General features: G+C 68.5%; 8 protein-coding genes, 1 tRNA gene and 1 pseudogene. All 10 read left to right on the plus strand.

Going from position 1 to position 13,612, the window contains the following annotated elements; translation table 11 throughout:
- Positions 1 to 366: 366 nt before the first annotated feature.
- A pseudogene (locus ACX9I7_RS28850) lies at positions 367 to 2,898 on the plus strand (type I polyketide synthase); the annotation flags it as partial.
- Positions 2,899 to 3,672: 774 nt separating this feature from the next.
- Positions 3,673 to 4,155 (plus strand): acyl carrier protein, encoded by a 483-nt coding sequence (locus ACX9I7_RS28855; protein ID WP_459388993.1) that lies wholly within the window; start codon positions 3,673 to 3,675, stop codon positions 4,153 to 4,155.
- A gap of 7 nt (positions 4,156 to 4,162) precedes the next feature.
- Complete coding sequence (locus tag ACX9I7_RS28860; RefSeq protein WP_436840147.1) at positions 4,163 to 5,293, plus strand: IS701 family transposase; 1,131 nt, start codon at positions 4,163 to 4,165, stop codon at positions 5,291 to 5,293.
- Between the two features lie 2,087 nt (positions 5,294 to 7,380).
- Positions 7,381 to 7,833, plus strand: coding sequence for a helix-turn-helix domain-containing protein (locus tag ACX9I7_RS28865; RefSeq protein WP_387576647.1), 453 nt, complete (start codon positions 7,381 to 7,383; stop codon positions 7,831 to 7,833).
- Positions 7,834 to 8,030: 197 nt separating this feature from the next.
- The gene (locus tag ACX9I7_RS28870; protein ID WP_387576645.1) at positions 8,031 to 8,402 is read left to right on the plus strand and encodes a hypothetical protein; all 372 of its coding nucleotides are present in this window, start codon (positions 8,031 to 8,033) and stop codon (positions 8,400 to 8,402) included.
- Positions 8,395 to 9,609, plus strand: a complete 1,215-nt coding sequence (locus ACX9I7_RS28875; RefSeq protein WP_387576642.1) for an MAB_1171c family putative transporter — start codon at positions 8,395 to 8,397, stop codon at positions 9,607 to 9,609. Before ACX9I7_RS28870 ends, ACX9I7_RS28875 begins: the two co-directional genes overlap by 8 nt.
- Positions 9,606 to 10,802 carry a cytochrome P450 family protein gene (locus ACX9I7_RS28880; protein ID WP_459388980.1) on the plus strand — a complete coding sequence of 399 codons (1,197 nt, stop codon included), beginning with the start codon at positions 9,606 to 9,608 and terminating at the stop codon, positions 10,800 to 10,802. Before ACX9I7_RS28875 ends, ACX9I7_RS28880 begins: the two co-directional genes overlap by 4 nt.
- A gap of 123 nt (positions 10,803 to 10,925) precedes the next feature.
- Positions 10,926 to 11,016: transfer RNA gene (locus tag ACX9I7_RS28885), tRNA-Asp, on the plus strand.
- Between the two features lie 59 nt (positions 11,017 to 11,075).
- Complete coding sequence (locus ACX9I7_RS28890) at positions 11,076 to 12,053, plus strand: diacylglycerol/lipid kinase family protein (protein WP_459388981.1); 978 nt, start codon at positions 11,076 to 11,078, stop codon at positions 12,051 to 12,053.
- On the plus strand, positions 12,050 to 13,576 hold the full coding sequence (locus ACX9I7_RS28895) for an MmgE/PrpD family protein (protein ID WP_459388982.1): 1,527 nt from the start codon (positions 12,050 to 12,052) through the stop codon (positions 13,574 to 13,576). Before ACX9I7_RS28890 ends, ACX9I7_RS28895 begins: the two co-directional genes overlap by 4 nt.
- Positions 13,577 to 13,612: the final 36 nt, after the last annotated feature.

Below are 13,612 nucleotides of genomic sequence, written 5' to 3' on the forward strand. Positions count from 1 at the left end.
AGACCGAGCCTGAATGAACCAGTGCACCGCACACCGGGCTCATCACCGGGAACGCGGAGAAAAACGCGGCCACAGCCATGGTTTTTCTCCGCGTTTTGTGGCAGCGGCTCCGAGCGGGTGGCCGAGTACCGCCCCTGGGCGGAGCTGTCATGGGTTCCTCGGGAAGGTTCGCTGCTCAGCGCGCTCCCACATCTTCGCCGGCTGTCTCCGGGAGCGTCAGGGCGGATCGGCCCACATGCGCCATGGGGCGTGCCGGGCGGCAAGCAGCTCATCGCCTTCCTCCGGGCCGTACCCCTCTGTGACCCCTGGCAACCCTCGTCCTCCGCTCGATCCCACCGCTGCCTTGACTACTGATCAAGGAGTGACATGCGGAACGACGATTCGGTCGCCATTGTCGGAATGGGGTGCCGGTTCCCCGGCGGAATCAACTCTCCGGAGACCTTCTGGGACTTCCTCGTAGGTGGCAAGGTGGCGGTCGAACCGACACCTGAGGACCGGTGGCGGCCCTACACCAAGATCAATCCTGAGTTCTCCGAGGCGTTGCGGAAAGCGGACCGGCCAGGCAACTTCATCGGTGACGTCGACGGTTTCGACGCCGAGTTCTTCGGCATCACACCGCGCGAGGCCGAGTTCATGGACCCACAGCAGCGTCTGGTCCTCGAGGTCGCGTGGGAGGCCCTGGAGCACGCGGGTATGCCCCCTCGGTCCGTGGGCGGCTCCGACGCGGGCGTGTACATCGGAACCTGCTCGGACGACTACGGCCGGCGGCTCCTGGAAGACCTGCCGAGGATCGAGCCGTGGACCGGCATCGGTGCCCAGCTGACCGGCATAGCCAACCGGGTCTCCCATGTGCTGGACCTGCACGGTCCCAGCTTCGTGCTGGACTCGGCATGTTCCGCTTCCCTGGTGGCCATCCACCTGGCGTGCCAGGCGTTGCTGACAGGCGAGACGTCGCTCGCGCTCGCAGGGGGCGTGAACATCATTCTCTCGCCCGCCTACACCCTGACGCTGGAGGCGGCCGGTGCACTGTCCCCGGACGGTCGCAGCAAGCCCTTCGACGCGGAGGGCGACGGATACGGACGGGCCGAGGGATGTGGTGTGCTCGTCCTGAAGCGCCTGTCCGACGCTCAACGCGATGGAGACCGCGTCCATGCGGTGATCAAGGGGTCCGCCGTCGCCCAGGACGGCCACACCAGCGGGATCATGGCCCCCAACCCGGACGCCCAGCGCGATCTGTTGCGTCTGGCGTGGCAGAAGGCCGGCCTGGACCCGGCCACGGCCGGATACATCGAGGCGCACGGAACGGGTACGCGGCTCGGCGACCCGGTGGAGGCTGCCGGCCTGCATGCGGTGTTCGGCCTCGGCCGTCCGGCCGATGAGCCGTGCCGCATAGGGTCGGTGAAGTCGAACATCGGGCACGCCGAGCCGGCCTCCGGAGTGGCCGGCGTCATCAAGGCCGCCTTGATGCTGCGCGAGGCCGAGATGGCGGCGACCGTGATGACCAGCGTCCCCAGCCCCGACATCCCGTGGGACGAGTGGGGGCTGGAGCTCGTCACGGAGCACCGGAAGTGGCCGCGCGGCGAGCATCCTCGACGTGCCGGGGTCTCCGGGTACGGCTACGGCGGGACGATCGGGCACATCGTGCTGGAGGAGGCTCCCGTGCGGGGCGAGCCCGACCCCCATGAGCTGAGTGCCCCGGGGCTGTTCCCCCTGTCCTACCGCTCCCGCGCGGGTGTGGCCGCTTATGCGCTGCGGCTGGCCGACTGGCTCGAGCGGCATCCCGAGGTTCCACTGTCGGCGGTCGGCCGTACGCTCACGGCGGGCCGGTCGCACCTGAGCCACCGTGCCGCGGTCGTGGCCAAGGACCACGGCACGCTGATCTCGGCATTGCGTGCCTTCGCCTCTGGCGAGGAGGCGACATCCGGCAGCGTCGTCGAGGGCAGGGCAACATCGGACACGGCACCGGTATGGGTCTTCTCAGGCCATGGTTCCCACTGGTCCGGCATGGGCGCGGGACTGCTCGACCACAGCACTCCCTTCACCGCCGTCATCGACAAACTCGACCCCGTCTTCCTTGACGAGCTCGGTTTCTCGGCCCGGCAGGCCATCGTCGAGGGAGACTTCGCCTCCGTCGACCGGGCCCAGTCGATGATCTTCGCGATGCAGGTCGCCCTGGCCGAAGTGTGGCGCTCGTACGGATATCGGCCGGCTGCCGTGATCGGTCATTCCGTCGGCGAGATCGCGGCCGCTGTGGTCGCCGGAGCCCTGAGCCTGGAGGACGGGGCCCGGCTCAGCTGCCGTCGTTCCGTTCTTCTCCGAGAGGTCGCGGGCCTGGGCGGCATGGCCATGGTGGGGCTGCCGTTCGAAGAGGTGGCCGCGCGGCTCGAGGGCCGGGACGGAGTGAGTGCGGCCATCGCCTCCTCTCCCACCTCGACGGTCGTCTCCGGAGACGCCGAGGAGATCGCCGACATGGTGAAGGAGTGGTCCGGTGACGGCATTCCGGTCCGGCCGGTCAACTCCGATGTGGCGTTCCACAGCTCTCACATGGACGCACTGGTCGAGGGCCTGCGGGAGGCCCTGGCGGACCTCCGCCCGCGAACTCCGGCCATCCCCCTGTACACCACGGCCCTGGAGGATCCCCGGGCTCGGGACGAGCACGATGCCGACTACTGAGCCGCGAACCTGCGCAACCCCGTACGACTGCGTGAAGCGGTCACCGCCGCCGTCGAAGACGGCCACCACCGGTTTCTGGAGGTATCCCCGCACCCCGTGGTCGCCCACTCGGTCGATGAGACCCTGTCGCACCTCGGGGCGTCGGACGCCCTCGTCGCTCACTCCCTGCGCCGCGACAAGCCGGAACTGCTGACGCTCCTGACCAATGCCGCGACGCTGTTCTGTCATGGCGCCGCGCCTGATTGGTCCCATGCGTACACCGGGGCCGAAATCGCCGAACTGCCTCCGATCGCATGGCAGCACCGGCGGCACTGGCTGGACGCGGTCCTGCCGGCTGCCGCTGTCAGCACACAACAGCACGACGTCACCGGCCACGCCCTGCTCGGCCGACCGGTGGACGTGGCGTCCTCCCGGCCGCTGCGCCTGTGGAACACCTATCTGGACGACGCCAGCCGCCCCTTCCCCGGCGGGCACGCGCTGCACGGCACATCCATCGTCCCGGCATCGTCGATCATCCATACCTTCCTCGAGACCGCCGCGGGCCCGGGTGCGGCCAAGGCCATTTTCGACGTGCACCTGCGGTTCCCCATCGCTCTGGCCACTCCGCGCGAGGTACAGGTCGTCCAGGACGATTCCACGCTGCGGCTCAGTACCCGCCCCGTCGACGCCTCCCAGGGGCCGGGCAACTGGCTGACGCACACCTACGCCTCCACCATGGGGGGCCACGCTTCCGCGTTTCCGGCGTCCATGGCCAAGGTCTTGCCTCCGGACGGTGTATCGGCCGCGGACCCCGGGATCGTGATGTCGCGTCTCGACGCCATCGGTGTCGAAGGCATCGCCTGGCCCTGGACGGTGGAGGAACTGCTGGTCGGCGACGCGGTGGTGCGCGCTCGCATCCACGCCCCGGCGGTATCCGGGGACCAGGTGACCTGGGCTCCGCTGCTGGACGCCGCTCTTGGCGTGGTCCCCATCATCTACGGGGGGCCGCCCACCGTCCGGATGCCGTCCCATATCCGTGAGGTACGTGTGGTGGGAGAAGCGCCCGAGGTCGGCATTGTCGACATCCATCTGGTCGATCCGGACACGGACACCGTGGACATCACGATCAGCGACGAGCAAGGTCGCTTGCTCGCCTGGCTGCCCGGCACCCGTTTCGGCGCGCTGCGGGACCGGGCCGCGCCTGCTGACACCGCCGCGCAGACGGAGTCCGGACACGCCGAAGAGCCCGTCTCCCAAGGCGGCACGGACGCACGCCTGGCATGGCACGAGCTGCCGCTGGAGATTCTCCCCGAGCGGATCGCCGACGAGATCGCTTCCCGCATGGCGCGGGAGATGAAGATTCCCCTCGATGAGCTGGACCGGGATCAGCCGCTCACCGAGCTCGGCCTCGATTCCGTGATGTCCGTCGTGGTGTGCGGCAAGCTGGAGAAGCTCCTAGTACTGCAATCACACTTGGGTGTGGTTGAGTTGACGTGTGACTGAGCTCGGGGTGGGGTTGGTTGAGGAGTGGGACGGGGTGCTGGCTGGGTTGCATGCCCGGTTTGCGTCGCGTTTCGCGAGGTCGGAGCCGCGGGGTCGGGCTCTTGCGTATATGCGGGGGCTGATCGCTCCGCTGGAGCGGAAGAACGGCTGGACGCTGGCGGAGCGGGCAGGGGACCGGTTGCCGATCGGGATGCAGCGCCTGCTGGGCGAGGCGGACTGGGACGCTGACGGGGTCCGTGACGACGTGCGCGGCTACGTCGTCGAGACGATCGGTGACAGGGACGCTGTCCTGATCGGCGACGACACCGGGTTCCTGAAGAAGGGCGTACGGTCTGCCGGCGTCCAGCGCCAATATTCCGGAACCGCCGGACGGACGGAGAACTGCCAGGTCGGCACCTTCCTGGCCTACGCCTCGTCCAAGGGGCGGGCTCTGATCGACCGGGAACTGTACGTGCCCGCCTCATGGACGGACGACCGTGAGCGGTGCCAGGACGCGGGGATCCCGGACGAGGTTCCCTTCGCGACGAAGACCGAACACTTCAAGGCCATGCTCAACCGTGCCATGGAGGCCGGGGTGCCGTTCGCGTGGGTCACCGCGGACGAGGCCTACGGGCAGTCGAAATCCCTGCGGTGGTGGATGGAACAGCGGGCGGTCCGCCACGTGATGTGCGTGAAGACCAGCGACACCGTCATCACGCGTGGCATGGGCGAACGGCGTGTCGACGAGCTGGTGGCCGGTCTCGCACCGCAGGCCTGGAAGCGTCTGTCCGCGGGAAAGGGATCCCACGGCGAGCGCATGTACCAGTGGGCGCGGATCCCGATCCGGATCTGGTGGGAGAACGGCCACGGCCACTGGGTCCTGGCCCGCCGCAGCCTCAAAGACCCGGCCGATATCGCCTACTACGTCTGCTACGGACCTGTCGGCACCCGGTTGAAAGACCTGGTCAGGGTTGCCGGCGCCCGCTGGGCCGTCGAGGAGTGCTTCCAGACCGCGAAGGGCGAGTGCGGCCTGGACCACTACCAGGTCCGCCTCTACCACGCCTGGTACCGGCACATCACCCTCGCCATGGCCGCGCTCGCCGCACTCACCGCCGTCCGCGCCCACGAACTCTCAAAAGGGGAAACAGCGGTGGCCTGATACCGCTGTCCGTGGCAGAGATACGCCGCCTCATCGGCCATCTCCTCCACCCCGCCCACCTCACCATCCACCACCATCTGGACTGGTCACACTGGCGAAGACTCAGCCAGACACGCGCCCGCAACAGTCACTACAAACAACGCGGACACATCCCATAACTGTGATTGCAGTACTAAGAGGGCTGAAGGAACGCCGTGTTCCTGTGACGTTCGCGCAGAAGGCGCCGCGGGCGGTGTGCCTTCCGCGTCGTGGCGATCTCCGGGTGCAGTAGCGGGGTGGTCGCAGGTCACCGTGGGCACACCCCGGTGGGGGGGCCGCCGGCAGGGTAGTTCCCGGTCCGGTCGCGTTTCGGCTGTGTGCCTGTGCCACCGCAGGCACGTTCACCCGGCACCGGGCCCGCAGTCCTGAGGAGGTCTCGCGGCGGATCACCCTGATCACCCCATGGGCGGTGAGCCGTGCCAGGAGTTTCGCGCCGGCCGAGGGGGAGCATCCCAACAGCCGTGCCACGGTCGTCGCCGGCCGTCCACGCTTGGTGTCCACCGCGCCCGCGCACAGCCGCAGCCACCCATCGGCCCGCGTCGTCAGGACCATCAGCAGGAAGCCGAGCCGGTCTGTCGCGGCCCCGCGTCCGCGCCGTCCCGCCAGCAGGCCGGGACGCGTGGCGGGCTTGCCCGAGGGAGCCCAGCCCGGCCCGAACAAGGACTCGCACAGTCGCAGTAGCGTCGCGAGGTCCGTTCGTGACAACGCAAGAGGGTGTTGTGGATCGTTGGCCTGGTGGGCGCGCCACAAAGGCATGGCTACGTATTCCAGCCCCCGGACATGTCCCGACGCGCTCGTCGTCGGCCGCGTCTTGAGAATGCCCGCTTCGCGGAGGGCCGGCAGCACTGCGTGATCGACGGTTGATTCGGAGACGCCGAGCCAGCGGCCCAGCTCGGCCGCCCATATGCGATTGCCGGACCACGTGGCGCTGGCCTTGGCCGTCAGCACCACTGCGCCGAGGCGCGCGGTGTCAGGTAATCCGGCCACGGTATCCAACAAGGCGCGGACCGCCTTGAGCAGACGCTGACTCATGTTCCGACCGAGACGGAGGGCGTCGACATGCGTGGGCTGCTGTGGCTCGTTCGGTCGTGTGGCCGCCAGGGCATCATGGCGCGGGGGAGCGGGGGGCGCTGATGGCTTGTCGCTGACCCCGTTCATCGGTGTGGTGCGGCGGGAGCGCCATTGCCGGTGCGGTGGTCGAGGTGCTGGGGGACGGGTTTTTCTGGACGCGGATGCTGACAGACTTCGGCCCGATCGGGCATGATGTGCCGTGTTCCTCTCATTGGGACACAGCGGCCCGCAGCTCGCGGGCCGTGCGCATTCCTCGTGGATTCGGGATCTCTGGGACTGCGTGCAACTCGGGCAGCCAGGCGCCAACCAGGCCGTTCGAGACGTCAGCTCGGTCGCCTAACCGAGCGGTGGCGTGATGGCCGCTGAGCCGGTGCTGCCAACACCGGGCGCGGCCGGGGGCGGCGTCGGCCGCCCCCTCACCGTTTAGGTCATCGCTCATTCCTCGTGTCGAGGGAACAGGGTGATGCAAGGAAAGCTGGCTGTGCGAGGCTGCGGACGGTGTGATGTCGCATGCCTGCTGAGGAGGCGAGCCCGCCCCGCAACGGCGGGCGCAAGGGCTGGGCCGGGCACGGCTCCGTTGGCCGTGCTGTACTGAGACACCGCGTGAGTCGGCTCCGACAGATAGTGCATCATGCACGTATCGGGGCGTGGGGTGTGCCCGTCTAGCCGGTCCGCCGCCCCGATACGGGGTGCGGCGGCGGGCTCCCCATGTGCCTTGCGGCTCGATACTGTTGGGCTGTGCACCTTGCGGTGTCCCGCCCTCGGTAGAGGTTGTCCGTACTGCTATGCCGACGCCTGTTCAGCATGTTTCCGTGGCCCCCCGTTGAGGTTTCCTCCCTCACCAGAAGGACCATAGGGCCCCAACATGCGGTGTTGCAACATGCTGCCTCAACGGTGCAGTATATTGCAACGGAAGGCGGGTGGCAGTGAATCAGAGTGGAGTACCCACGGAATCGTCGGAGGGACCTGCCTGCGACATGGCTCAGGCGGCGAAATCCACGATCGCCCAGAGGCTTCGATACATCCGCCGGCACCACCCCGAAGGCCCCTTCAGCCTGGCCAAGCTGGCTGAGCGCGCCAAGGTCTCCAAGCGCACCCTGGCCTCCGCGGAGTCCGCCGACGGGACGAACCTGACCATTGAGACCCTGATGAAGGTGGCTCAGAGCCTGGGCATCCGCCGCCCGGCCTACTTTCTCGACGAGCAGGTCTTCCACGAGGTCAACGCAGAGCTCGAGACCGTCAAGCAGCTGAAGCAGCAGTCCGTGCACGCCGTGGCACTGCGCACCGCCGCCGAGCCGGGGGGCTCCCCCGTCTCCGAACTCTCGGGCTTGGTCAGGAGCATCATCGCCGCCGCGAAGGCGGCCGACGACACGCTGCACAAACTCCCGGCCTCCGGCGGCTTCGAAGACGCCGACGCCCGGAGGAAGTAGTTCTGGCGGTGTGGTGGCGATGGGGTGCCCGTGGACGGCTCCGGCAACGGTGCGAGCAACGTGTCCGCTCGCTGGAGCTTCCCGCGGACGAGCAGGTCTCCGTGCGGGAACTGTGTGCGCGGATCAGCCGGAGGACGGGGCGCCCCATCCACCTTCTACCGCTCGAGCTGCCTGTCGGAAGCCCCGACGGCTTGTGGGTGTCGCTCGACGATACCGACTACATCGTCTACGAGCAGCTCCTTGCCCCGGTTCACCAACACCAGGTGGTTCTGCACGAGATCGGGCACCTGCTGTGCGGCCATCGGTCCAGCCCCGTGATGACGGCCGACGTCTCCCGGCTACTGCTGCCCTCGCTCGACCCCGACCTCGTCCGCAGAGTCCTCGGGCGCGAGCATTCCCACTCCGAGGCGGAGATCGAAGCCGAGCTCGTCGGATCACTCATCGGTCTGACGATCGGCACGTGGCATGAGGAACAGGTGCTCGACGTGCCGCCGGAGGCGCGGGAGATAGCGGCCCGTCTCTCCGCTCTGGAAGGGCCGGGAAGACCGGATCGAAGGAGAAATGAGTAACTTTCAGCAATCCCTGAACGGGACCTTATACCCCACATGTGCGGCTGTTTCCTTGCTGGCGCTCGTCTACAAATTACGGGTCCTGCTCACCGACCGATCCGTCGTCCAAGTCGCCCTGGTCGGAAACTTCCTCTTCCTGTTCCTGATCTACGCCGTCTCCACCCCGGCGCTATGGACAGTGACGAGCCGAGCCGTCGGGATTGTCAACTTCTCCGGGCTGTTCACCCAGAGCTGCGTCATCGTGCAGGTCGCCTTCCAGCAACTCGTCCTGCTGCACCTGTCACATGAACGCGGCACCGCCTGGCGGAAAGCGGTGCCACGCCTCATCGCCATTGGGATGATCCTCGCGGCAATGGTGATCCTGTTCCCCCTGACCGGCGACCGAAGCGAACAGTCCACACAGTTCGCCGTCACCCACGCCCAGTCCTACCCTCTCTACCTGAGCGTCTATTTGCTCGGATACGGTGCCAACCAGATCGACATGCTCTTCCTGGGGTGGAAACACGCCAAGGTCGCCCCGACTCCGTGGCTGCGCCGCGGTCTGTTGATGATCTCTCTGGCCGTCCCGTTCGGCCTCGTGTACGTCGCCTGCCGGGTAGCCGATATCGTCGCGGGCCGGCTGGGTGGTAGCGGCCAGGCGTGGGAGCCGGTCGCTGCCGTCGCCGTCGCCTTCTCAGCCGTCATCCGGGTCACCGGCTGGACTCTTCCCGACTGGGGTCCCTACCTCAGCCGGCTACGGCAGCACATCGAACGCCGCCGCGCTTACCGGGAACTCAAACCGCTCCACCGCGCGCTGACCGCCCAGGTCCCTACTTCGGTGCTTCCCCTCGATCGTGGCACGGACCTGCGCACCCGCCTCTACCGACTGATCGTCGAGATCCGGGACGCACAATGGGCCCTGCGAATCTGGGTGGACCAGGAAACGGCGGAAAGCGCCCGCCGCCAGGCCGTCGCGGCAGGTGTGCCCGAAGCGGACCTTCCCGCTGCCCTCGAGGCCGCTCACCTCGCCCTCGCACTGCGAGCCAAAGCCCGCGGCAGAAGACCGGCCACCCACATCACCTCCCCTCGGGTGACAGACCCACCAGACCTGGTGGCCGAGCTCGACTTCCAGCGCAGGCTGGCCCGGGCCTTCCGCGGACTGCCCACAGCCGCGCTTCCCCACACCGCCGACATGGTCACATCCGCACCCCTTCAGGAACCCGCGTGATCACCAACGAAACCCCGCCCATGCCGTTCGACGCGGCTTCCTTCAGCAACCCCCACCCCCTGTACGCACGCCTGCGAGAAGAAGGCCCCGTACACCGAGTGGCCAGTCCCGACGGTTCTCCCATCTGGCTGGTCACCCGTGAGACCGACGTCCGTGCCGCCATGAACGACCGACGCCTGAGCGTGAACAAGGCGTACTCCGGCACCGGATACAAGGGATTCACCTTGCCATCGGCCCTCGACACCAACCTGCTCAACATGGACGGGATGGACCACCTGCGGCTGCGTCGGCTGGTCTCCCAGACCTTCACTCCACGCCACGTCGAAGCCCTCAGGGGCCGCGTCCAGGCCGTCGCCGAGCAACTGGCCGACGGCCTCGCCGCAAGCGGTGAGGCCGACCTGGTCGCCGATTACGCCAACCCGCTGCCCCTGGCCGTCATCGGCGACCTCCTCGGCGTCCCGGACGAAATCCGCCGCCCTTTCTCACGGTGGGCAGGCGTCATGGTCGACCCCGCCTACCCGAGCCAGGTCGCCGAAGCCGTGGACCACATCCACCGCCACCTCCTGGAACTCGTGGCCCTGCGCCGCGACACCCCCGGCGACGACCTCCTCTCACGCCTGATCGCGACACGGGACCAAGGCGAGACGCTGACCGAGGACGAACTCGTCTCCCTCGGCTTCCTGCTCCTGTGGACGGGCAGCGAGAACACTCAGCACCTCATCAGCAGCGGACTGCTGATTCTGCTGCGCCACCCCGAACAGATGGCCGCCCTGCGCGCCGACACCGGGCTCCTTCCTGCCGCGGTGGAGGAAATCCTGCGTTTCACCCACGCCAACCAGCTGGCCATCCGCCGCTTCCCGACCGAGGACATACGGATCGGCGGTGTCACGATCCCCGCCGGCGACACGGTCATGCTGGCCTTGAGCTCGGCCAACCGCGACCCCGAACGCTTCACCGCACCCGACGAGTTCGACATCCGGCGCCAGGACAACGCGCACCTCGCCCTCGGCCACGGCATTCACTATTGCCTCGGGGCACCCCTGGCCAGGATGGAAACGCAGGTCGCGCTGGCCACTCTGCTGAATCGATTCCCTCGCATCGGCCTGGCAGTCCATGAAGACGGCCTCTCCTGGAGGGCGTCGTTCAGGTCGCATGCCCTCAGGAAGCTGCCGATCACCGTCAGCCAGGGCTGAACAGGCGCCTTCTCGTCCCACCTCTGGTCAGTTGCCTGTCAGCAGCAGGTCAGAGCCCTCGGGCAAAGTTCTTCCCAGCGGCGCCCTGCCCCAGGACCGGAGGTCCCTGCGGCAGGCCGCCCGGGAGAGGTACCCGAAGCGGCCCAACGGGGACCGGCAGCCAGTCACGCCGGCCGGGCGAAAGCCCACGCAGGTTCGAATCCTGCCCTCTCCGCCTCGCAGGGCCATCCCCTGCCGCCTTCGAAATCCGTCCTTGCCAGGCAGGAGTAGGCCTTGACCGCACACGGCATCCCGGCCGAAGCGGGCCGTCGCGTCACCGTGATCGCCAACCCCAGAGCAGGCTCCACCACTCAGGAACTGCTCTCCGACATCGAGAAGATCTGCCGCTCCCACGCGGGGCACACCGAGACCCTGTGGACCGAGTATCCCGGCCACGCCACGGAGCTGGCACGGCAACACGCGATCACCGCAAGCGGGCAACCGTCCGCCGTGATCATCTCCGTCGGAGGCGACGGCACCGCCCGCGAAGTCGTCACCGGACTGCTCGAGGCCCGCGACAGCGGGGCCACTCTGCCCGCGCTGCTCGTCCTGCCCGGCGGCACGGGCAATTCGAACTACCGGCACTTCTGGCAGGATGTTCCCTGGCAGACAGCCCTTGCCTCCGCCCTCACCGGCGAAGGCAGCGAACTGCGCGCCTATGACCTCGCCACGATCGCCGGAACCTCCCGCCTGGTCGTTCTCGGCGCCAGCACAGGACTGTTCGCCGAGGCCACCGCCGAAGCCCTCACCATCCCCGTCGCCGGCCGGGCCCGCTACCAGGCCGCCATCGACTCGGTCCTCACCCGCTTCACCCCCTACCCCGGGCGCGTCCTGGTCGACGGCCGCCCCGTCCACGTCGGGGACACCCTCCTCGTCAATGTCGGCGGCGGACGTTACCGCGCCGGCGTCTACGAGACCATGCCGTTCTCCGTGCCGGACGACGGACTGCTCGACGTCTGCGTCATCGGCTCCGGTATCCCCGCACGATCCGCGCTCGACCTCATGCGCCAGGGCGGCGCCCACGTGTCCTCGGAGCACGTCACCTACCAGCGTGGCAAACGCATCACCCTGGAACGCACCGACGGCCGGCCCCTGCGCTTCGAGCACGACGGCGAAGTGCTCCCCGGCGACGCCACCTCCCTCACGATCGACGTACTGCCGCGCGTACTGCCCGTTCTCGTCGCCGCCCAGCAGGCAAAGGCCCAAGCATGACCACCGAGGACCGCCGGATTCCGGCCGGCCCCCCCGACCCCGGACCACGCGGCGTACTGGAGGAACTGGCGGACTGGGCCAGCACCATGCGACTGGAGACGGTGCCACAGCGCGTCGTCGAGTTCGCCGCGAGCCAGATCCTGTCCCAGCTTGCGGCCATCCGGATAGGCCTACGCCAAAAGGAGGGCCGACGCCTCGTAGGAGCGCTCGGCGCACCCTTTCAGCGCGACACCGCACAATCCGCGCGAATCCTGGCGGGCGTGGGCGCATGGCTCAACCTCGACGACACCGCCTACGCGGGCCACCTGGCACCCTCGACCGTGGCGGTGCCCTTGGCCTTCGCCCACGCCCTCCGGCTCTCCGGGCACGACCTCCTGCGCTCGGTGATCGTGGCCAATGAATGCGCGTCCCGCATCACCGCATCCGCCACACTGGGGCCGTTCCGTGGCCAGACCGCCTTGCACACCCACCTGGTCGGCGCCGTCGCCGGACGCCTGGCCGGTGAGAACGCCCCCCGCGAACAATGGCGCAACGCCCTCTCCCTGGCCCTGAGCGCACCACCGTGGACCCTGATGCGCGGCTTCGTGACCAGCGACGCCCGGCTCCTGCACGTCCCCGCGGCCGTACGCATGGCCATGGACGCCTGTGACGCGGCGGCCGCCGGCCTCACCGGCGCCGGTGACATCATCGAGCATCCCGACGGGTTCCTCGCGAAGTTCGCCACCGTCCCGCTGCCCGAGGCCGTCACCGCCGGGCTCGGCCATCGCTGGCACACCGAGACCCTCTCCTTCAAGCTGCACCCCGGCGGACCCGGCATTGACGCCGCGATCGACTGCGCGGCCGAACTCCACTCGACGATGGGCGACTGGACCCCCGACGACGTGCGAGAGATCGTCGTCGAAGGCTCCCTCTACACCGTCTTCGCCGCACGCAAGGCCCAGCCGTACCTCGACGGGCCGCGCACGCCCATCGGAGCGATGGTGCTGACCACGCCCTACCCCGTGGCGACAGCGCTGCTGACAGGGCGCCTGGCCATCGAGGACTTCTACCCCCCGGCCCTGGACCGGTCCGAGCGCTGGACCCTGGCCTCGAAGGTCCGGCTGGTCCACAACGAGTCCATGACCAAAGCCCTGATGACCGGCGACGCCCCCGTGGGCGAGGCCATCCGCCAAGCCGGCCGGCGCAGCGCACAGTGGCTGAGGGACTTCGGCGGCAGCGACGTAGCGGACATGCCGGCACTGGTCGGTGAGTTGGGCCCACCGCTCGAGGACTTCACCCAAGCCGTGAAACCGACACCGGCGCGCGTCGAGGTGCACATGCACGACGGCCGTCGATTCAGCCGCGAACTGTCCATCCCCCACGGCGGCATCGGCCCTGATCTGCGTGGCCGGCACCGTGCCCTGGTGACGAACAAGTTCCTGGCGGCCGGAGGCCCCCAGGACGTCGCCGAAAGATGGTCATCCCTGGAGCGGCTCCGGCCGGAGGACCTGGCTCCCCTGCTCGAGAAGGCCCTGACCGACTGAGGGCACGGCACGCCAACGCTCACCGAAGGAGGAATT

It is taken from the genome of Streptomyces sp. L500 (genome assembly GCF_054551825.1).